This window comes from Acinetobacter sp. ANC_7511, from assembly GCF_056779975.1.
On the sequence record NZ_JBWYIY010000009.1, the window covers coordinates 1 to 20,626 of the forward strand.

18 protein-coding genes are annotated in these 20,626 nt (G+C 40.5%); 7 read left to right on the forward strand and 11 right to left on the reverse strand.

Annotated features, from left to right (window positions below; all coding sequences use genetic code 11):
• From AC1M9L_RS07310 to AC1M9L_RS07320, 3 genes are all read right to left on the reverse strand, one after another.
• Nucleotides 1–347: hypothetical protein (locus AC1M9L_RS07310; protein ID WP_481591762.1), on the reverse strand; the 347-nt coding region annotated here is incomplete at its 3' end.
• 164 nt (nucleotides 348–511) lie between these two features.
• The gene (locus AC1M9L_RS07315; protein WP_481591763.1) at nucleotides 512–937 is read right to left on the reverse strand and encodes an SMI1/KNR4 family protein; all 426 of its coding nucleotides are present in this window, start codon (nucleotides 935–937) and stop codon (nucleotides 512–514) included.
• A gap of 78 nt (nucleotides 938–1,015) precedes the next feature.
• A complete protein-coding gene (locus AC1M9L_RS07320; RefSeq protein ID WP_481591764.1) occupies nucleotides 1,016–3,910 on the reverse strand; it encodes a valine--tRNA ligase in 2,895 nt (964 codons plus the stop codon).
• 187 nt (nucleotides 3,911–4,097) lie between these two features.
• On the opposite strand from AC1M9L_RS07320, the gene AC1M9L_RS07325 reads away from it, so the two are divergent.
• Together AC1M9L_RS07325 and AC1M9L_RS07330 are read left to right on the forward strand one after the other, a co-directional pair.
• Nucleotides 4,098–4,778 carry a hypothetical protein gene (locus AC1M9L_RS07325; RefSeq protein WP_481590626.1) on the forward strand — a complete coding sequence of 227 codons (681 nt, stop codon included), beginning with the start codon at nucleotides 4,098–4,100 and terminating at the stop codon, nucleotides 4,776–4,778.
• 18 nt (nucleotides 4,779–4,796) lie between these two features.
• Nucleotides 4,797–5,603 carry an SDR family NAD(P)-dependent oxidoreductase gene (locus AC1M9L_RS07330; protein WP_481591765.1) on the forward strand — a complete coding sequence of 269 codons (807 nt, stop codon included), beginning with the start codon at nucleotides 4,797–4,799 and terminating at the stop codon, nucleotides 5,601–5,603.
• A 162-nt stretch (nucleotides 5,604–5,765) separates the two neighbouring features.
• Here the strand turns inward: AC1M9L_RS07330 and AC1M9L_RS07335 are convergent, their stop codons facing one another.
• From AC1M9L_RS07335 to sdsA, 8 genes are all read right to left on the reverse strand, one after another.
• Nucleotides 5,766–6,206, reverse strand: a complete 441-nt coding sequence (locus AC1M9L_RS07335) for a YbjQ family protein (RefSeq protein ID WP_092766865.1) — start codon at nucleotides 6,204–6,206, stop codon at nucleotides 5,766–5,768.
• A 9-nt stretch (nucleotides 6,207–6,215) separates the two neighbouring features.
• Nucleotides 6,216–6,566: a YbjQ family protein gene (locus tag AC1M9L_RS07340; protein WP_092766864.1), complete on the reverse strand. Its 351-nt coding sequence runs from the start codon at nucleotides 6,564–6,566 to the stop codon at nucleotides 6,216–6,218.
• 98 nt (nucleotides 6,567–6,664) lie between these two features.
• On the reverse strand, nucleotides 6,665–8,116 hold the full coding sequence (adeK, locus tag AC1M9L_RS07345; RefSeq protein WP_035267849.1) for a multidrug efflux RND transporter AdeIJK outer membrane channel subunit AdeK: 1,452 nt from the start codon (nucleotides 8,114–8,116) through the stop codon (nucleotides 6,665–6,667).
• Nucleotides 8,116–11,292 carry an efflux RND transporter permease subunit gene (locus AC1M9L_RS07350; RefSeq protein ID WP_481591766.1) on the reverse strand — a complete coding sequence of 1,059 codons (3,177 nt, stop codon included), beginning with the start codon at nucleotides 11,290–11,292 and terminating at the stop codon, nucleotides 8,116–8,118. The genes adeK and AC1M9L_RS07350 overlap by 1 nt, the downstream gene beginning before the upstream one ends.
• 12 nt (nucleotides 11,293–11,304) lie before the next feature.
• Nucleotides 11,305–12,546 (reverse strand): efflux RND transporter periplasmic adaptor subunit, encoded by a 1,242-nt coding sequence (locus AC1M9L_RS07355; RefSeq protein ID WP_035267853.1) that lies wholly within the window; start codon nucleotides 12,544–12,546, stop codon nucleotides 11,305–11,307.
• A complete protein-coding gene (locus tag AC1M9L_RS07360) occupies nucleotides 12,546–13,181 on the reverse strand; it encodes a phosphatase PAP2 family protein (RefSeq protein ID WP_035267854.1) in 636 nt (211 codons plus the stop codon). The genes AC1M9L_RS07355 and AC1M9L_RS07360 overlap by 1 nt, the downstream gene beginning before the upstream one ends.
• A 163-nt stretch (nucleotides 13,182–13,344) precedes the next feature.
• Nucleotides 13,345–15,396: a site-specific recombinase gene (locus tag AC1M9L_RS07365; RefSeq protein WP_481591767.1), complete on the reverse strand. Its 2,052-nt coding sequence runs from the start codon at nucleotides 15,394–15,396 to the stop codon at nucleotides 13,345–13,347.
• 23 nt (nucleotides 15,397–15,419) lie between these two features.
• Nucleotides 15,420–16,397, reverse strand: a complete 978-nt coding sequence (gene sdsA, locus AC1M9L_RS07370) for an All-trans-nonaprenyl-diphosphate synthase (RefSeq protein ID WP_035267858.1) — start codon at nucleotides 16,395–16,397, stop codon at nucleotides 15,420–15,422.
• A 407-nt stretch (nucleotides 16,398–16,804) separates the two neighbouring features.
• Here sdsA and rplU point away from each other — a divergent pair, with 407 nt between their 5' ends.
• The 5 genes from rplU (at nucleotide 16,805) to serS (ending at nucleotide 20,588) form a co-directional block, all read left to right on the forward strand.
• On the forward strand, nucleotides 16,805–17,116 hold the full coding sequence (rplU, locus tag AC1M9L_RS07375; RefSeq protein WP_035267860.1) for a 50S ribosomal protein L21: 312 nt from the start codon (nucleotides 16,805–16,807) through the stop codon (nucleotides 17,114–17,116).
• A 19-nt stretch (nucleotides 17,117–17,135) separates the two neighbouring features.
• Entirely contained in the window at nucleotides 17,136–17,393 is a 258-nt protein-coding gene (gene rpmA, locus AC1M9L_RS07380) for a 50S ribosomal protein L27 (protein WP_035267862.1), read from the forward strand.
• Nucleotides 17,394–17,610: 217 nt separating this feature from the next.
• Entirely contained in the window at nucleotides 17,611–18,309 is a 699-nt protein-coding gene (gene lolA / locus AC1M9L_RS07385) for an outer membrane lipoprotein periplasmic chaperone LolA (protein ID WP_035267863.1), read from the forward strand.
• A gap of 109 nt (nucleotides 18,310–18,418) precedes the next feature.
• Entirely contained in the window at nucleotides 18,419–19,204 is a 786-nt protein-coding gene (locus AC1M9L_RS07390; RefSeq protein WP_481591768.1) for an RsiV family protein, read from the forward strand.
• A 112-nt stretch (nucleotides 19,205–19,316) separates the two neighbouring features.
• Complete coding sequence (gene serS, locus AC1M9L_RS07395) at nucleotides 19,317–20,588, forward strand: serine--tRNA ligase (RefSeq protein WP_481591769.1); 1,272 nt, start codon at nucleotides 19,317–19,319, stop codon at nucleotides 20,586–20,588.
• The last annotated feature ends 38 nt before the right edge of the window (nucleotides 20,589–20,626 follow it).

Consider the following 20,626-nt stretch of genomic DNA (forward strand, 5'->3'; position numbering starts at 1 on the left):
GAATTTTCGTAAAGCTCAGAAGCCTGAGCCATTGCTGAAATTTCATAAACCTTAGAAGCTAGAGTTATTGCTGAATTTTCGTAAAGCTCAGAAGCCTGAGCCATTGCTGAAATTTCATAAACCTTAGAAGCTAGAGTTATTGCTGAATTTTCGTAAAGCTTAGAAGCCTGAGCCATTGCTGAAATTTCATAAACCTTAGAAGCTTGGGCCATTGCTGAATTTTCGTAAAGTTTAGAGGCTTGTGCTATTGCAGAGTTATCAGAGAATTTAGCAGTCTGAGCTAAAGTAGAATTCTCTGTTAAAGCTTTAATTTTTTCTAATGTTAATCTTCCCAAGCTTGTTTTCATGTTATGAAATTCTTAAGACGTAATTAATTGTTATTATAAATAAAACCCCCTCACTAAGAGGGGGTTTTTTGAATCAAATTACAGCATTAAAGCGCTGCAATCTGCTCCATATTCGCTTTAATTTTGGTCAGAGAATTCAGCACTTTATAGTCGAATAATACAATTTAAATGATTCCTTTATTTTGCATCACTTCTTTTAAGAAATCCTCAAAACGATCACATACTTTTTGTTGAGAATTACAAACTTCATATATCCCTAAATCATTACCAGTTTCATCGAGTTGAATAGCGTAGGCAGATATCCAAAGTAAATACTCAGAAAAAACGAAATAGTTAGGATAAGGGAAATCTTCTAAACCTTTGAAAATCTGAACAGGCTTAAATTCTTCCAAGCTAAAAAATGAAAATCCTTCATCACCTAAATTTCCTTCTCCTGTCCCATTAAAAAATAAAAAATATGCTTTTAAAATTTCAGGTAATCGAACTTGATAAGTTTGTTCAAAACGATCCATCTTTAGCTGAGTTGCAGGCTCATTGATTCGTAAGCCTTGTTTTAAACAATGTTGTTTTAATTCTTCAATCATCTTCATCGTTATCTCATTTATTTTAATGAAAAAGGGAAGCTACATAGAGCTTCCCTTTTTTAAGATTAAATCGCAAGCTTTAAATTAAAGCGCTGCAATTTGCTCCATATTCGCTTTAATCTTCGCTAATTGATCAGCGAACTCAGCAAGTTTCACTTTCTCGCCTTCAACCACAGCCGCAGGTGCTTTTGCCACAAAACCTTCGTTAGAAAGTTTGTTGGCAATTTGGTCATGCTGTTTTTGAACCTTGTCTAAGTCTTTTTGCAAACGACCCAATTCCGCTTTAGGGTCAATTAAGCCCTTCATTGGAACGAATACAGACACATGACCTACAACAGAAGAAGATGACAATGGCGGTTGTTCAGCATCGCTTAGGAAGGTAATGCTTTCAACTTTAGCCAATGCTTTAAACAACGGTTCAATACGTGCGATTTGCGCTTTCTCGCTATCCGTCGTGTTTTGAAGCAGAACAGGCAACAAGCGAGCATTACCTAAGCCCATCTCACCACGGATATTACGTACCGCACCAATCAAACCTTGAAGCCATTGCATATCAGCTTCAGCTTGTTCATTAATTAACGCTTGGTCAGCAACAGGGTACTGCGCCAGCATAATCGTTTCGCCAGAAATATTTAACTTCGGCGCAAGCGTTTGCCAAATTTCTTCTGTTAAGTAAGGCATTAATGGATGTGCCAAACGTAAAGATGCTTCCATCACAGAAAGAAGAACACGACGCACTTCAGCTTTACGCTCAACCGATACATTTTCATCATTGAGAACAGGCTTAGTCAGTTCTACATACCAGTCACAGTATTCATTCCAAATGAACTCGTAAATCGCTTGTGCAGCCAAGTCTAAACGATACGTATCAAATGCCGTTTGTACCGCTTGTTCCGCTTTTTGTAGACGGCTCACAATCCACTGTTCAGGCAATTCCCAAAGGTCTTGACGCACCTCTTGACCAATCACTTGCTCTTCACAGTTCATCATCACGAAACGGGTAGCGTTCCAGATTTTATTCGCAAAGTTACGGTAACCTTCAACACGTTTCATGTCGAATTTAATGTCACGACCCGTGTTTGCAAGCGCACAGAATGTGAAACGAACTGCGTCTGTACCGTAAGATTGAATACCTTCTGGGAATTCTTTACGGGTTGATTTTTCAATCTTCGCTGCTTGTTTCGGGTTCATCAAACCTGTTGTACGTTTTTGTACTAAAGTTTCAAGATCAACACCGTCAATCAAATCTAGTGGGTCAAGCACGTTGCCCTTAGATTTAGACATTTTCTGACCTTCGCCATCACGTACCAAACCGTGTACATACACAGTTTTGAACGGCACTTGTGGCGTACCATCTTCATTTTTCATGAAGTGCATCGTAAGCATAATCATACGAGCAACCCAGAAGAAGATGATGTCAAAACCAGTCACCAATACATCAGTAGGGTGGAAGGTATTTAAGAAATAGTTTTCTTTATCTTTCGCTTCGTCACCTGTCCAACCTAAAGTTGAGAATGTCCAAAGACCCGATGAGAACCATGTATCAAGTACATCTTCATCTTGATCTAATTGAACATCGGCAGGAATGTTGTTTTTCTCACGAACTTCAGCTTCATTGCGACCAACGTAAACATTGCCTTCCGCATCGTACCAAGCAGGGATACGGTGACCCCACCACAATTGACGAGAGATACACCAATCTTGAATGTTGTTCATCCAAGCCATGTACATGTTGCTGTACTGCTCAGGTACGAACTTGATACGGCCATCTTTTACGGCTTTGATTGCAGGTTCAGCAAGCGGTGCAATCTTCACGTACCATTGGTCTGTTAATAACGGCTCAACGATTACACCTGAACGGTCACCGCGAGGTGGCTTCAATGTGTACGGTTGAATTTGGTCTAACCAGCCTTCAGCTTCCGCTTGCTCTACTAACTTTTTACGCGCTTCAAAACGCTCTAAACCAATATAGTCCGCAGGTGCAGGAATGGTTTTAGAAATTTGCTCGCCCGCTTTTGCGATATATTCAAACTCAGCCAACACTTCAGCATTTTTGTTGAAGATGTTGATGATTGGCAATTCGCAACGTTTACCTACTTCATAGTCATTGAAGTCATGTGCAGGGGTGATTTTTACACAGCCTGTACCGAATTCTTTGTCAACATATTCATCTTTAACGATTGGAACAGCACGACCTGTAATCGGTAGGATAATGTTCTTACCAACTAAAGCTGCATAGCGTTCATCATCAAGCGCAACAGCAACCGCTGTATCACCTAATAATGTTTCAGGACGAGTCGTTGCCACAACGATATGATCTTTACCATCGTGCGTGCGAAGTGACTTATCTTCAAAGAAGTATTTGAAGTGCCACAATGAACCTTGTTCTTCTTTATCAGACTCAACTTCAAGGTCAGAAAGGGCAGTTTGTAATTTAGGATCCCAGTTAACAAGGCGTTTACCACGGTAGATCAAACCATCTTCGTGAAGTTTTACAAACACTTCTTTCACAGCATTTGATAAACCTTCATCCATGGTAAAGCGTTCACGTGACCAATCAACAGACGAACCTAAACGACGAATTTGACGGGTAATATTACCGCCAGATTGTTCTTTCCATTCCCATACTTTTTCGATGAATTTATCACGACCCAAGTCATGACGGCTTACGCCTTGCGCACCTAACTGACGCTCTACAACCATTTGCGTTGCGATACCCGCATGGTCAGTACCTGGTTGCCAAAGCGTGTTAAAACCTGACATACGCTTATGACGTGTCAAAGCGTCCATGATGGCATTGTTAAAACCATGACCCATGTGCAAGCTACCAGTGACGTTTGGTGGCGGAATCATGATACAGAAAGACTCGCCTTTTTCAGACGGCTTAAAGTAACCGCGTTCTTCCCAAGTTTGGTACCATTTTTTCTCGATCTCGGTCGGATCGTAGGTTGTAGCAATATTTTGCGCTGAATCAGTCATAGTTCGAACAGATCAAAAGTAGATAAAAAATTGCATCTATTGTAGCAAAAAAAATGCATGGAGAGGCACGTTAAGCAAATGCATTCTCGTTTCAAATCACACACAATCGAACAGTAATTGATTTTGAATAACACTAAAGCCAGCGTCAACTCGCGGAATCGGCCTGACAATAAAGGATAACAATCGCATGACCTATACTATTTCTTTGCGCTTACAACCTGAAACTTATCAGCAATATCAAACCATTCACCAAAAACTCAATGCAGGAGATCGTGAAGCGCAAGCTAAAATTCTTGGAGATAATCTGTCCAAAATTGCTTGTGAGATTATTGATCAAGCCTTTGGCACACTGGTCAAAGATTCTAATGCAAAGGATCAAGATTCAGCAAAAGTATTGAAACAAGTGCAAGATGCAATCTTGAAATACATGCCTTGGTCGGTATCATTTTTTGGTAATGATCGCTTAATGCCTATGGTGAATCATGTACAAAGTTTGATGTATGAACAAGATGGAAAATACTATATTTCATACCCAGTTGAAAAAGTTATTGTGAATGAGTTACTGGGCTGTGCAGAACGTATGCGTGAAGGTCAAAATCAATATGTTGCTCCCGGCTTAAAAGCCTTCACTAAAGTGGTTGATCAAGGCGTTACGAGCTTAATTCGTGAACCTAAAAAAATGCTGAAATTTAATATGGTGGTGGATAAAACCTTAAATGGTGTGATCAGTTTGACCACAGGATTAGGGTATAAGCGATTTGAAAATTTAAGCAAAATTCATGATGCACAAAGTATCGTGAAGTACTTTGACCATTTTTTGGTTTTTCTTGATAATGAAGGACAGCAAAAAGCAAAATTAAATGCTTAAACCATAAGGATAAAGGGAATGGCAAAGTTGGAACAGCTTGATCAGAAAGTGGTGTGGATTACAGGTGCATCATCGGGTCTTGGTAAAGCATTGGCTGCTGAATGTGCCAGCTTAGGGGCACAGGTTATATTGACGGCTCGTCGTTTTGAAGAGCTGGAAACGGTAAGACAGTCTTTGGCACACCCAGAACGACATATTTCCATTAAAGCGGATATCACAGATGAATCACAAGTTCGTCATGCTTATGAACAAGTTCTCCAACAAAAGGGACGTATTGATTGGTTAATCAATAATGCAGGTCTATCACAACGTGCATTAATTAAAGACACGACCATGCAAACTGAACGTGCGATCATGGAAGTTGACTATTTCTCTCAAGTCTTTTTAACCAAAACGGTTTTACCGACTTTTCAGCAACAAAAGTCAGGACGAATTGCCTTTATCTCAAGTGTCGCTGGGTTATTGGGCACACAATATCGTGCGACTTATTCGGCAGCCAAAGGTGCGATTCATATGTGGGCGAATAGCTTACGTGCTGAAGTTGCGCAAGATGGTGTGGGTGTCTCGGTAATTTTCCCGGGATTCGTGAAAACCAATGTATCCTTTAACGCTTTAAACGGTGAAGGAAAGCCCCAAGGTTATCAAGATGAGGCTATTGAAAATGGTTTAGAAGCAGAGGAATTTGCTACACAAACCGTACAGGCATTATTGAAAGGGGATGAGTATATTGTCGTGGGTGGGGCAAAAGAAAAATTAGGCGTCTTTATTTCACGGTTATCACCAGCAATACTGTATCGAATGATCCGAAAAATGAAAGTAAAGTAATTTTTAATGATCGTGACCCGCGTATCGATAAGAAAAATTTTATCAACTATGTCTGGTTTTCTATCTCAATGATCATGCGAGCGATAAGGGGTTTGAAGACTCCTCAAATAAAGTATAGGGCTTGAGTGACTACTACATACCTGTAAAGAAAAAGAGAGACTTTTAGTCTCTCTTTTGTATAGCAGTTCCGTAAGCGAATACTTCAACCATTCCACCTTGAAGTCCTAAATCTGTGGTGCTGAGTCTTAACCCTAAGATTTCAGTTGCGCCCATTTTTTCAGCTTCAAGTTTAAGTCTAACAATAGCTTCACGTCTTGCACGTTCAACAATACTTTCATAACTGCGTAAGCGTCCACCAAAGAAATTTTGGATTTGCGCAAGTACAAACTTAAAATAATCATGCGAAATCACAACATTACTGCTGATCATTTGTCCATGGTTTTCAGAAGTTTTAAAACGCTGACTATCTAACTTGATATAAGCTAAGCGCGCTTCTTGTTCATCAAGTTGCTTAAGATGCTTTTGTTCATTATAGCGACCAAATCCAAATCCAATACAAAATAGGATGAGAAAGATAACCACCTGAAAAATGATACCATCCATAACGAATCCTTAAGAGGTGAATGGATCAGGAATTTTAGGTGCATTCGGTGTGACATACACAGCTGTGCCATAAACAAATAATTCGGAAGCACCTTGGGTAATATTGGAAGTCGAGAAACGAATTCCGACAATCGCATTCGCCCCTAAGCCACGCGCTTTATCAATCATACGGTTCATTGCTTCTTGACGAGACTCTTCAAGTAATTCCGTGTATGCGGTAAGTTCTCCACCGACGATATTCTTAAGTCCTGCGAGTAAATCACGTCCAACGTGTTTACTTCTGACGGTACTACCATATACCACGTCAAATTGTTGTTGAATTTGATGACCAGGTACAGATTCTAAATTACTTAACAGCATGTGATTGAAGTCGTTATAAAAAGGATAATTAATGACAAAATATCAGTATTTGGGACAATAAAAAAGCCCACCGAAGTGAGCTTTGTTTAAACAAAAAATTACTTCTTGTCGTATTTTAAATCTGAGCTTGAAGGCTGATAAATCACTTGATCCGTAGTATTAGTTTTTAAGCCACCACCGAGTGATTTATAGAGCTCGATTTGGTTGTTAAGGTTCGCTTGTTCAAGCAGCAATAAACCTTGCTCAGCACTATACGATGTACGTTGCGCATCTAATACAGTTAAGAAACTGTCAATACCAGCGCGGAAGCGGGCATTTGAGAGTTTGTAGGTTGTATTGGTCGCATCAACTAAACGGCGTTGTGCAGTTAAACGTTCACCGATATTTTGACGCACTGCCAAAGCATCATTCACTTCACGGAACGCAGATTGAATTGATTTTTCATAATCAGACAATGCAATCTGTTGCTGTGTTTCAGAGACTTTAATATTGGCACGACGTGTACCCCAGTCAAAGATTGGAATATCTAGACTAGGACCAACAGACCAAACAAAAGCGCCAGACTTAAATAAATCACTTAAGTCTGTTGATGCATAACCTGCTGAACCTGTGAGGCTAATGGTTGGGAATAAACGCGCTTTTGCAGCACCGATATTCGCACCAGCCGCACTCAGCTGATATTCAGCCGCTTTAACATCTGGACGGTTGTTGAGTAGATCACTTGGCAAACCAGCCGCAAAAGCAGTGGTTGATGTCACACGTGTGATTCTCTCTTTAGGCAATAAATTGTCAGGTAGTGGTTGACCTACAAGGAGGTTTAACGCATTAACCGCTTGTGCAATTTGAGTCTTGTATTCAGCAACATCGCCACGTGCCGTTTCAACAGAAACTTGAGCCTGACGAAGCGGAACTTCACTGTCGATTCCCACATCAAAACGTTTTTTGTTGAGATTGTAAGATTCAAGTTGAGCTTTCAGCGTCTGTTCAGCGAGCTTAAGATTCGCTTGCGCATATGAGTAAGCCAACCAAGCTTGAGCTGTTTGGCTAATCAAGGCAATTTGAGTGGCATCACGTGCGCTTGCAGTTGAAAGATAAGTGTCTAGGGCATTGTCTTTCAAGCTTCTAACACGACCCCAAAAATCAATTTCATAAGCCGTTAAACCTAAACCTACATTATAGGTTGTTACTGGGCTTGGCGAATTGACCGTGTCTTGTCGTAAAACACCACCACTTGCACCAATCGTAGGCAATTGATTGTTTTGGCTGATTTGAAATTGTTGACGTGCTAATTCGATATTTAGCGTCGCTTTACGAAGATCACGGTTATTTGCCAAGGCTAAATCCAAAACTTGGATTAAGCGTTGATCTACAAAAAAATCTTTATAACCTTGCTCCGCAATAGATGGACCAGAAGCATTGCCAAGATAACTTCCTGGAATATTGGCTTGAGTGACCGGTTCTGGACCACGCATGCTTTGACATGCTGTCAAAGCAAGCGCAATTGCAGATACCGCAATGCTACGACCTGTAATAGACCATACGTTTTGCATCACGAAATTTGCTCCTGTTTATTTTGTTTTGGTTTTGTTTTAAAGATACTTCGGATCCATACATAGAACACTGGAATAAAGAAGATCCCTAAAAGTGTTGAGCTGATTACACCACCAAGTACACCATAACCCACGGAATGTTGACTTCCTGCACCTGCGCCAGAAGCGAGAGCTAGTGGAAGAACACCAAAACCGAAAGCCAATGTGGTCATAATGATTGGACGTAAACGCATTTTCGCGGCATGTAAGGTTGCTTCGAAGAGTTCTTCACCTTGATCTTGAAGCTCTTTCGCAAATTCTACAATCAAGATCGCATTCTTCGCGGACAAACCAATCACGGCAATAATCGCCACTTGGAAGTAGATGTTATTTGAAAGGTTTGGATCTTTCAAAATAATCATTCCCAAGAATGTTAAGGCAAGTGCACCAACAATACCCAATGGCACAACCATGAGTACAGAGAATGGGATAGACCAACTTTCATATAAGGCTGCCAAGCAGAGGAAGACAATCAATAACGAAAGAGCATAAAGGAATGGTGCTTGTGCGCCAGACTCACGTTCTTCGAGAGATAAACCTGTCCATTCGTAATCGAAGCCTTGTAAGCCCATTGAAGGAAGCTTTGCAATGATTTCTTCAACCGCGGCCATTGCATCACCCGAACTCACACCTGGAGCTGGAGTACCTGTGATGTTCATGGAAGAAACGCCGTTATAACGCTCTAAACGTGGTGAACCATAAGTCCATTCGCCTGTTGCGAACGCTGAGAATGGAACCATCGTACCTTGGTTATTGCGGACATACCACTTGTCTAAGTCTTCAGGCATCATACGAGAGCTCGCTTCACCTTGGACATACACTTTTTTCACACGACCACGATCGATGAAGTCATTAATGTATGAACCACCCCATGCCATACCCATCGTACTATTGATTTCAGCAATGCTGACTCCCATAGCACCTGCTTGAGCATGATCGACGATGACACGATATTGAGGCGTATCTTCTTGTCCGTTAGGACGAACACCTGTTAAACGCTGATCTTGAGAAGCTAAGCCGAGTACAGCATTACGTGCTGCTAATAATTGCTCGTGACTTTGACCTGCAGCTGCTTTTAACTGTAGGTTAAAGCCTGCACTCACGCCCAACTCCGGCATTGCTGGAAGTTGAAGAGGCATGATATAGCTGGCATCTTTCACAATCATATTCAGTGCCATACCACGTTGGATAATGGCACCGACCTGAGATTCAGGAGAGGTACGGTCTTTCCAGTCTTTCAACTTAATGAAGGCAAGACCCGCATTTTGACCAATACCCGTGAACGAGAAACCAGCAACACTAAATACAGATTCAACATGTTCTTTCTCGTTATTGAGGAAGAAGCCTGTCATTTGATCAATTGTTTTACCTGTTCGTTCAAGCGTTGCATTCGGTGGAAGCTGAACGAGAGTCATCACCACACCTTGGTCTTCATCTGGTAAGAATGAAGAAGGAAGGTTGACAAATAACCAGCCCATCACAGCAATCACAACACCATAGACCAATCCTGCAAATAGCTTGGCATGTGTTAAACGGTTTACGCCGTTTTGATATTTCACCGAAATTTTGTCAAAACCATTGTTAAACCAACGGAAGAAACGGGCAAAAATGTTATTGCTTTGAGGTTTGTTGACATCATGTTTTTTCAACATGGTCGCACACAATGCAGGGGTAAAGGTTAATGCAACAATCAATGAAAGAATCATTGCTGTAACGAGCGTGATAGAGAACTGACGATAAATTACACCTGTCGTACCCCCCATGAATGCCATAGGTACGAATACTGCAGTTAAGACAGAGGTAATACCAATCAATGCACCAGAGATCTGTCCCATCGACTTTTCAGTCGCTTCCACAGGCTCAAGATGCTCTTCTGCCATCACACGTTCAACGTTTTCTACGACGACAATCGCATCATCCACCAAAAGACCAATGGCGAGAACCATTGCGAACATGGTTAATGTGTTGATCGAGAATCCGAACATGTTGATCACGGCAAATGTACCCAATACAACCACTGGAACAGCCATTGTTGGAATAATGGTTGCACGCCAGTTTTGTAAGAACAAGAACATGACCAAGAATACGAGGATAATCGCTTCAATTAAGGTTTTCACAACACTTTTAATTGAGAGCTCAATAAATGGTGTTGTATCAAAAGCAAGTTTGTCCACCATACCTGTTGGGTAGTTTGGACGTAATTCTTTTAAACGATCTTCAATCGCTTGGGCTGTATCTAATGCATTTGCACCTGTTGCCAAACGAATCGCTACACCACCTGCAGGTTGACCATTAAATTTAGAGTCAAATGCATAATTATCTGCACCTAATTCAATTTTAGCGACATCACCTAAACGAACTTGTGCACCATTTGGTGAGTTCTTAAGGAAAATATTTGAAAATTGTTCAGGTGTTTGTAAAAGACTTTGAGCAGTTACAGTCGCATTTAAAACTTGACCTTGTACAGAAGGTGCACCACCTAACTGACCTACCGCCACTTGCGCATTCTGAGTTCTTAATGCATTTGCAATATCACTTGGTGTAACTTGCAAGTTGGCCATTTTGGATGGGTCCATCCAAATTCGCATAGCATATGAACCACCAAATACTTGCACTTCACCCACACCAGTCACACGGCTAAGTGGTTCAGAGATATTTGAATTTACATAGTCTTTAATGTCATTTGCATCTAATGCATCTGACTCAGAATAGAAAGCAATAACTTGTAAGAAGCTTGCGCCAGACTTGGTAACTTTTAAACCTTGACGTTGTACGTCTTCAGGCAAAAGTGCAGTCGCTGATTGAAGTTTATTTTGAACTTGTACCTGAGCAATATCAGGATCGATACCTTGTTCAAAGTTTAGTGTAATGGAAGCTTGTCCATTACCTGCACTGTTAGATGAGATGTAACGCAACCCATCCAAGCCATTCATTTGTTGTTCAATAATTTGCGTTACTGTGTTTTCTACAGTTTCAGCAGATGCACCCGGATATGTTGCAGAAATCGATACCGTTGGTGGTGCAATCGTTGGGTATTGCGCAATTGGCATCTTGGTGAGGGATAAAATACCCGCCAACATGATGACCAATGCAATCACCCAAGCGAAAATTGGGCGATGGATAAAAAAGTGAGCCATTCAGTCTACTCCTTATGCATTTGAAGTAGCTTTTTGTTCAGATTGAGCTGCTGGCTTTGCTTGTTGACCATCTTTGCCGGCTTGAGGTGCTGCAGCTTGAGGTTGATAAGGTTTAGCTACAACTTGTTGTTCAGGTTTAACTTTCGCCACACCATCTACAATGACCTTGTCACCTGTATTTAGACCTTTGGTCACAATCCAATCTTTACCTTGCACACCTGCAGTCTCAATTGGACGTACTTCAACTGCACCTTTCGCATTCACGATCATCGCAGTCGCTTGACCTGTTGGTGTACGGGTCACAGCCGCTTGAGGCACTAAAATCGCATTAGGAATTACACCTTGCACAATTTGAGCATTAGTGAACATTCCTGGCAATAATAATTGGTTCGGATTTGAGAACACAGCACGTAGGGTAACTGTCCCTGTTTCTGGATTTACACTTGCATCAGAGAATGCAAGATTACCTTCAATAGGGTAGATGCTGCCATCTTCAAGTTTTAAACGAACTTTAGTATTGTTGCTGCGGTCGATGCTGCCTTGACTCAACTGTTGACGTAAACGAAGAAGCTCAGCACTTGATTGGTTGATATCGACATAGATTGGATCAAGCTGTTGGATTGTTACCAATGCTTCAGGTTGATTAGCCGTTACCAATGCACCTGCAGTCACACTAGAGCGACCTGATTGCCCTGAAATTGGTGAGCGAACAGTAGAATAACCTAAGTTAATCTGCGCATTTTTCACTGCTGCTTCTGAAGCTGCAACATCTGCTTGTGCCAATTTAACTTGTGCTTGTAGATCATCAAATTCTTGCTTAGACACAGCATTGATACCGACAAGTTGGCGATAACGGTCAGCTTTAACTTGAAGCGCATTGAGATTGGCTTTTTGACGAACTAAGGCTGCTTTTGCACTGTCTAAGTTCGCACGGTTGGTATTTGCATCAATTTCGTACAGAGGTTGTCCTTCACGGACAAAACTACCTTCAGCAAACAGACGCTTTAAAATCACACCGCTTGCTTGCGGACGTACTTCAGAAATTTGATAGGCTGAAGTTCGACCCGAAAGCTCGACAGTTTGTTCAACACTTTGTGGTTGAGCAACGATGACACCAACTTCAGTTGGCGGCATTTGCTGTTGTGCAGCGGCTTGCTCTGCATCTTTTGGATCTTTGCTACAACCCACAAGTGCAATACTTGTTGCAAGAGCACAAGCAGTGAGGGCAGGGGCCCAAAGCTTTGCCGACATCATTATTCCACCTCGTTAGATTTTTCTCTAAAAATAATTGTTTGCTTTGCTATCCGTTGTGATAGGACTAACCACAGTATAGTCAGCCATATCAACGCAATACTCCAACCTGCAACAACATCTGTCGGGTAATGAGCACCGAGATAAACCCGTGAAAAACCCATGCCAACAAACCATATACAGGCAGCGACAAAAATGATTCTACTTTGATGATGGTTTCGAAAGATCATGATCATCAAACCAGCAATCACTGCTGCATAGAGACTATGTGCGCTTGGAAATGCGGCTCCATAAGTTTCAACGATTTGATAAATTGCATTTGGACGAGGTCGGTCGAAAGCATATTTGAGTAACCAGCCAAGACAGGCACCACCAACGAGACCAAGTGAGATAAATAGACAGTTAGCATATTGTTTTAATCGCCATTGCTGTAAGGTCCAAATTGCCACGCACATCAGCATGATCGGTAAACCGCCAACATGAGACAATAAAACCGCAATTCCATCTATGAGGGGATTGCGGTGTTGACTCATCCATGAAACAGCAGTGAGATCGAGCTGTTGTATCGTTGGAATATAGATTCCTATACTACTTATCGTTATTCCTAAACAACCTATTAAAATCAGTAAGTAAGGCATATAAAATAACCTAAGTTATATTATAGTGGCATACATTTATTGCATGAATGCGTCAAAGTGTACTCGCCAGTACACTTTTTTTCAAGTCAGTGTAAAAGCATAATTTATAGTAATTTCATTACAATGTGCATCTTATTTTTAGCACAAAAAATAACACAAATATCTAATGAGAAGATTTCTTTGGTGAAATTGGATCTTCGACCTCTAAAGGTTGTTTTGGGGGCCAGAAAAAGTCCATTGGTCGTGTAACAAAGTGAGTAAATACTAATTTTGCCAGAGGTTTCCATTGTTCAAAACGAACACGTCGTGCGCGTAATGCCACAATAATAGTGAGACTAAAGCTGACAAATAAGTTGGTCAAACCAATTAATAATACACCAAGGAATGAAACAATAATGAGTCCTATTTCAGGTGTGCCATTGATACTCAATAGGCCCTGCATAAAGTTTGCTGAAGCAAAGGCAATATGGCGAATATCTAAAGGCAGACCAAGAATAAAACCAATTGTCCCCATGCTGCCTAGCATGATTCCGAACAGGAAATTCCCGGCTAGTGCGCCTAAATTACGTTCAATATAGTTTGCAAACTTTTCCAGTCTGTCAGCACCTAGCCAGTTTTTTAAGCGATGATGTGCTTTTAAGCGAGGTCCGACTTTACGATACACTGCCATGTTGTCGAAGTAACCTGCGATCAAACCAGATAAAAATAGACATACACCTGCAATAGCTGCATGTGGGACTGCTAGGGATGTAAAAGGATTCAAACTATGAAGTAAATATGTTGCTTTACTGTGATTGAGTAATTGTTCACCCAGAATCAACGGCCACATCATGGTGATCAATGCTGCAACCGGAATTGCAATGGAAATATTGCCGAGAATAGCGACAAACTGCGTACGGATAATATTGATAATCAGTGCAGCAAGTTCTGCAATTTGTGCAGTTCGAGACCCTTTCTTTTGTTGAACTGTCGCGGCTAGGGCAGCTGCAGTCATAGCAGGTTGTTTGGTTGCAACGGTAAAATGCAGTACATGGATCAACATGAAACCTAATGCATAGTTCATGCTATACGCGAAGGCTTGCATGATAGGTGCCATGGCGATGCGCGCAGTGAGAATCTTCAAGGTCGCCATGATAGCGATAATGACGCCTGCACCTGCGGCTGATTTGTACATACTGAAGAAACCAGCTTTATTGGTGCTTACATAATGTTCGCCTGTTTTACTGGCATTTTCAGTGACTTGTAATGCGATTAATTCACTGTTTGTTTTTAAAAGCTCTCGAACACTTCGCTCCTCATAGTGAGCCGCAACTAAATCTTGACATAACTCAGCTAGTGCTAAGTATTGAACTTTTCCAGTTTCAGTCAATAAGTTCAGTAATAGTTCAATACGATCTAAACATTGCTCAAGCAAAGACAATAAATAAGTGAGACTTAAACTCACCCCAATTCTTTTCGTAGCACGACGAATCTTTAAAACAACATCGCGACACTGCTCAATCATCACCAAAGCCTGGTTGGCGTCGGGTACGACCATTTCAGTAAGATCATCAGCTTCACTATAATGTTTTTTGTATAGCTCAATAAATTCAATGATTTCACGATTCTGCACCAAAAAAGGTGACTCATATTCAGTCAGTTCTGGTTGTGCATTAATAAACTCAGGATAAAGTCCAATACCGCTGATACGGTAAGATAAAACTGTAATGGCTTTAATCATGTCGCGTTTGATGCCAAATTTTGCATCTAAGCTGCCATTACTTTGATTGACAATCTGAAAAAACTGAATCCATTGCTGATCTTCAATATTTTCTAGCCAATATTTATCGCTACGTAAATGAAAGACACGGAAGACTAAATCTTTTAGATCAGTTTCATCGGTCAAAAGGGGAAGAACATGCGCTCCCATTCGTTGACCCAACTGATTCCAAAAACCATCTAGAGAAAGAATCCCACTGTCCGCATAAATAGTGGTTTGTTTATAGCGATTGATCAGATGAACGATATAGGCTTGAAAAGTGGTGGCAGCAGTCGGCGTAATTAATAACGCTTGTATCAACGCCTGAAATTTTTGATTAATTTCTTCTAGGTTATAACTGTCTGATGGACGGATGCGATTAACGAGTTCAATGAGTATGTTTTCGTCTGGAGCAGCTTGATGATGGGCAAGTTGCTCCTGCATTTGTTTAAAAAGATCATTAAAGTTTATATGCATACGCAAATTTTTTTAGTTGAAGTTTATTGGATTCGATCTAATGCTAATTGCGCCAAATTATCAAGCGCTTGACGATAAATACTTTCAGGCAGTTGTAACAATGCCTCACGAGCTGCTGTAGTTTCTTCAACAGCACGTTCGCGACAGTAATCTAGTGCACCAGAGTTTTGAACAATCTGAATCACTTGATCCAAATGTTCAGTACCACCTGTAGTGATGCTACGACGGATAATATCGTGCTCTGCTCCAGAAGTTTTTTGTAGAGCAGCAATCAGTGGCAGTGTTGGCTTACCTTCCATTAAGTCATCGCCAATATTTTTACCAAGTGTTTCTGCGTCAGAGGTGTAATCGAGTATGTCATCTATGATTTGAAATGCATTCCCGAAATGACCTGCGTATTTTCTGAGTGCCTCACGATATTGATGTTGATTGGCAAGAATCGCAGCGCCTTCAGTCGCCAATTCAAACAAACGAGATGTTTTGCCGTGAATAATATCTAAATACGTCGCTTCAGTGGTTTCAGGTTGATGTTGAGATTGCAGTTGAAGTACTTCTCCTTCAGCAATTTCACATGTTCCTGTTGAGAAGTCTTTTAATAACACCATATTGTTCAAATCTACGAGCAAATCGAACGCTCTAGAAATCAGGAAGTCTCCAACAAGTACAGCGGTTTGGTTATTCCATGTTGCATTCGCTGTAGGACGACCACGGCGTAACCCAGACTCATCTACGACATCATCATGTACCAGTGTAGCGGTATGCAGCATTTCAATAATTGCAGCTAACTTTTGGGCATGCTCTAGGTTGGTTTCACCGCAAGCGCGAGCAGCCAATAAACACATAATAGGACGCATGCGTTTACCACCTGCCTCAACCACATGTTTGCTGACTGACATCACCAAAGCAACTTTAGAGCTGATTCCTTCATTAATAAGTTGGTCCATCGCAGCAAAGTCTGTAGCAACAGGTGCGAGAATGTCTTGCTTAAAATCGATGGCCATAACAATGAAGTCCTTATACAAACAGTAGATGTTACTCAGCTAGTGTAACAATTTAAGTGAAAGTTTTGGTCGCTTTGCCACATGAATATGCATGATTTTCTTAATGTTGTTCAGTTTCTATTCATGTTTGTGATTTAATCTTCATAATACCAATAAAACTTGATACGTTATTTGATATTCGAAGTAGTTCATTTTGTGAATAAATATAGTTTAATCAATCAGCAAATTGTTATTTTCATGTAAGAAATAGATATTTCGGGATGAAAGTTAACTTTTAGACAAAAGACCTTGTTGTTTATTTCATTATCACTTAAAATCCTTGCCCTTGAATAACCCCCAGTGGCGTTCGTTTTAAGATCGATATATTCCTTTATCGGCACGACGACACGGGCCTGTTGGAGTACATTATGTACGCAGTAATCCAAAGCGGTGGTAAACAACACCGTGTTGTTGAGGGTGAAACCCTTAAAGTTGAATTATTGAAAGCTGAAACTGGTTCTACTATTACGTTTGATGACGTATTAATGTTAGTGAACGGTGATAGCATTCAAATTGGTGCTCCAGTTGTTGCTGGTGCTAAAGTAACTGCTGAAGTAGTTAGCCATGGTCGTCACGACAAAATCCGCATCATCAAAATGCGTCGTCGTAAACACTATCGTAAACAACAAGGTCACCGTCAATGGTTCACTGAGTTGAAAATTACAGCTATTTCAGGCTAATTACGAGGAGTAAATAGACATGGCAACTAAAAAAGCCGGTGGTTCGACACGTAACGGTCGTGACTCAAATCCTAAAATGTTAGGTGTTAAAATGTTCGGTGGTCAAGCTGTGACTGCTGGTAACATTATCGTTCGTCAACGTGGTACAGAGTTCCACGCTGGTGCTAACGTTGGTATGGGTCGTGACCATACTTTATTTGCTACCGCTGATGGCGTGATCAAATTCGAAGTTAAAGGTCAATTTGGCCGTCGTTATGTATCTGTTGAAACTGTATAAGTTTTATCAGGCATAACCAAAAAACCCACTCTTGAGTGGGTTTTTTTATATCTGAAAGAAAGTTTTTGAACTGAAGTGAATCTTCATCATGATGAAGTATTTTCAACAATTTAGCTAAATAACAATACAAAAGTTCTTATTTTCTCAATTATTAGCGATCAAATTTGGTTTAAGATGACTCCATATCAAATGATGATCAATAACAAAAGGTGGGATCATGACAATGCTTCGTAAAACGATTGGTGCAATTACAATGAGTGCTGCAATGATGGCACCAGTCGCAAGCACTCAAGTTTTCGCAGCGCCAGTGGCTGCTTCGGAGCAACAAGCGACCGCAAACTTGGTTCGTCAATTAAACGGAATAAAAAGTTTAACGGCAAATTTTGAACAAACAACGAAAGCAACTAAATCTAGTAAAGCACCACAAAAACAAGGTTTGAGTGCTCAACATATGAATCAGACTTTTACTGGGGTGATGAAAGTTGCTCGTCCAGGTAAGTTCTATTGGGAAACTACAGCACCAGCAAAACAAACAATTGTGACTTCTGGAAAGATGATTTGGATCTATGACCCAGATCTACAGCAGGCAATTCGTCAAAATATGGATGAGCAAGTTGCCAATACACCAGCATTATTATTGTCTGGTAATACCAACCAAATTATGCAGTCATATCGTGTAACACAGCCAAATAAAGCTAAAACTTATTACACGTTATATCCTAAGCAGAAAGATGGTGCCTTTCAGAGTCTGACCATTAGTTTCGGTGCAAATAAAGCGCCAAGCTTAATGATTTTAGAAGATTCATTAGGACAAACTACACACGTTAAATTTAGTAATGTGAAAGTGAATGCAGGTATTCCGGATTCAACATTTAACTTTACACCGCCTAAAGGCACAGACATTATTGACCAATAATATAAAAGCAGCGTTTATCGCTGCTTTTTTAACTACAAATTTCAACTGAATTCATGTCATCTAGAATTTATAGTCTCTGTGTTAAACACTCATTTTTATTGGAGGCTATATGCTAAAACACATGAATCGGTTTGGAAAATTGAGTGTTACTTGTGCATCAATGATCATGTTAGGCGCTTGTCAGCCTAAATCTGATGCAGAAACTAAAAAAAGCAATGAGACTGCTGTGCAAGCAAAACAATCAGAATCTTGGTATATCGAATCGAAGAACGTCGAATTAAAGCCTAAACTGAAGCAAGTATGCGATGAGGCAGGGTGTACAGAATATTCATTCCAAACGGTTGAAACTAATCATCCGTGGATTAATACGTATTTTAAAAATCGAATTGAAAAAGCAGACCCTATACCATTCCAATCGGCTACTAAGAATACAGAGACAACTACTGTGGATCCGCTGAAGTTGAGTCAGAGTCAGACTGTGGTACGTTATTTAAGTCAACATCAGAATATAGCGAGTTTTGAATATCTGAGCTATGTATATCCTGCTGGTGCAGCACATGGGATGTACCACAAAGAATATGTTCATTTCGATTTAAAAACTAAAAAAAGAATAGCACTACAAGATTTAATTGTGAAAGGTCAAAATAAAAAGCTATTAGAAACACTTTATAGTGCTAATAGTATGTGGCTTACAGATCACAATATTGAACAAGATAAACTCGAATTAAGTGACAATTTCTATTACGGAGTTGATGGTATCGTCTTTGTTTATCCGCTGTATGAACTCGCGTCCTATGCTGAAGGAATGTCTCAACTCACTTTACCTTATGTGAGTGTGAATGGTTTGATACAGTCAGAATATCTTCCAAACCTACCCAAACTCGCTGCTGAGTAATTGACTCTATTTTAATTTGATTCAATAAGCTTCAGCTGTCAGCGCTTCGACTGTATTTTTTTCAACGAAGCGCTTACACTATAGGCAGTTTTTTTCCCTGAAAAGATTAACCATGATCGACCCGAAATTACTTAGAAATAATATAGAGGCTGTAAATTTAGCCTTAGCTAAACGTGGCGTGCAACTCAACGTAGAAGAATGGGCATCTTTAGAGGCTCGTCGTAAAGAAATTCAGTCTAAGACTGAAGCTTTACAAGCAGAACGTAATTCGGGTGCTAAACAAGTTGGTCAAATCAAAAAAGCAGGTGGTGATGCCTCTGAAATCATGGCTCGTATGAGCGCGATCGGAGATGAAATTAAAGCCGCTGAGCTTGCGTTAACAGAACTACAAGCTGAAATTGAAGCAAAATCACTTTCTATTCCAAACCTACCTCATGAGTCGGTGCCAGAGGGCAAAGATGAGAATGACAACGTTGAAATTTTAAAATGGGGTACGCCTCGTGAATTCAACTTTGAAATTAAAGATCACACTGATCTTGGTGAGTGGATGGGTGGACTCGAGTTCGAAACAGCGACTAAGTTAACAGGTACTCGTTTCAGTGTGCTCAAGGGTCCGCTTGCACGTTTACAACGTGCACTAACGCAGTTCATGTTAGATACACATACATTGAAAAATGGCTATACAGAAGCTTATGTACCGTATTTAGTAAATGCTGATTCATTACGTGGAACTGGTCAGTTGCCTAAATTTGAAGAAGATTTGTTCAAGCTTCAAGGTGACAAAGAATATTACTTGATCCCAACTGCTGAAGTACCTGTGACTAACTTTGTGCGTGATGAGATTATTGATCCTGAGCGTCTACCGTTAAAATATGCTGCTCATACACCTTGTTTCCGTAGTGAAGCTGGTTCTTATGGTCGTGATACACGCGGTTTGATTCGTCAGCACCAATTTGACAAAGTTGAAATGGTTCAAATTGTTAAACCTGAAGACTCTATGCAAGCATTGGAAGATTTAACAGGGCATGCTGAGGGTATTTTACAGGCGCTTGGATTGCCATATCGCAAAATCATCTTATGCGGTGGTGATATGGGCTTTGGTGCAACGAAGACTTATGACTTAGAAGTTTGGGTACCAAGCCAAAATACCTATCGTGAAATTTCATCGTGTTCAAACATGGGGGATTTCCAGGCTCGTCGTATGAAAGCTCGTTACCGTGCTGATCAAAAGAAAACAGAGTTTGTTCATACTTTGAATGGTTCAGGTTTAGCAGTTGGTCGTACTTTGCTCGCGGTAATGGAAAATTATCAACGAGAAGATGGTTCGATTGAGATTCCTGAAGTCTTGCGTCCTTATATGGGTGGACAAAGTTTTATCGATTAATCGATAAAACACAAAAAAGCTAACTCAATTGAGTTAGC

What these genes read in the sequence shown, in the direction of transcription:
- rpmA (WP_035267862.1), top strand. Translation starts at nt 17,136, where the DNA reads ATGGCAACTAAAAAAGCCGGTGGTTCGACACGTAACGGTCGTGACTCA.
- AC1M9L_RS07340 (WP_092766864.1), bottom strand. Translation starts at nt 6,566, where the DNA reads ATGCTGTTAAGTAATTTAGAATCTGTACCTGGTCATCAAATTCAACAA.
- AC1M9L_RS07365 (WP_481591767.1), bottom strand. Translation starts at nt 15,396, where the DNA reads ATGCATATAAACTTTAATGATCTTTTTAAACAAATGCAGGAGCAACTT.
- AC1M9L_RS07355 (WP_035267853.1), bottom strand. Translation starts at nt 12,546, where the DNA reads ATGATGTCGGCAAAGCTTTGGGCCCCTGCCCTCACTGCTTGTGCTCTT.
- AC1M9L_RS07320 (WP_481591764.1), bottom strand. Translation starts at nt 3,910, where the DNA reads ATGACTGATTCAGCGCAAAATATTGCTACAACCTACGATCCGACCGAG.
- AC1M9L_RS07325 (WP_481590626.1), top strand. Translation starts at nt 4,098, where the DNA reads ATGACCTATACTATTTCTTTGCGCTTACAACCTGAAACTTATCAGCAA.
- serS (WP_481591769.1), top strand. Translation starts at nt 19,317, where the DNA reads ATGATCGACCCGAAATTACTTAGAAATAATATAGAGGCTGTAAATTTA.
- sdsA (WP_035267858.1), bottom strand. Translation starts at nt 16,397, where the DNA reads ATGGCCATCGATTTTAAGCAAGACATTCTCGCACCTGTTGCTACAGAC.
- AC1M9L_RS07315 (WP_481591763.1), bottom strand. Translation starts at nt 937, where the DNA reads ATGAAGATGATTGAAGAATTAAAACAACATTGTTTAAAACAAGGCTTA.
- rplU (WP_035267860.1), top strand. Translation starts at nt 16,805, where the DNA reads ATGTACGCAGTAATCCAAAGCGGTGGTAAACAACACCGTGTTGTTGAG.
- adeK (WP_035267849.1), bottom strand. Translation starts at nt 8,116, where the DNA reads ATGCAAAACGTATGGTCTATTACAGGTCGTAGCATTGCGGTATCTGCA.
- lolA (WP_035267863.1), top strand. Translation starts at nt 17,611, where the DNA reads ATGACAATGCTTCGTAAAACGATTGGTGCAATTACAATGAGTGCTGCA.
- AC1M9L_RS07390 (WP_481591768.1), top strand. Translation starts at nt 18,419, where the DNA reads ATGCTAAAACACATGAATCGGTTTGGAAAATTGAGTGTTACTTGTGCA.
- AC1M9L_RS07350 (WP_481591766.1), bottom strand. Translation starts at nt 11,292, where the DNA reads ATGGCTCACTTTTTTATCCATCGCCCAATTTTCGCTTGGGTGATTGCA.
- AC1M9L_RS07330 (WP_481591765.1), top strand. Translation starts at nt 4,797, where the DNA reads ATGGCAAAGTTGGAACAGCTTGATCAGAAAGTGGTGTGGATTACAGGT.
- AC1M9L_RS07335 (WP_092766865.1), bottom strand. Translation starts at nt 6,206, where the DNA reads ATGGATGGTATCATTTTTCAGGTGGTTATCTTTCTCATCCTATTTTGT.
- AC1M9L_RS07360 (WP_035267854.1), bottom strand. Translation starts at nt 13,181, where the DNA reads ATGCCTTACTTACTGATTTTAATAGGTTGTTTAGGAATAACGATAAGT.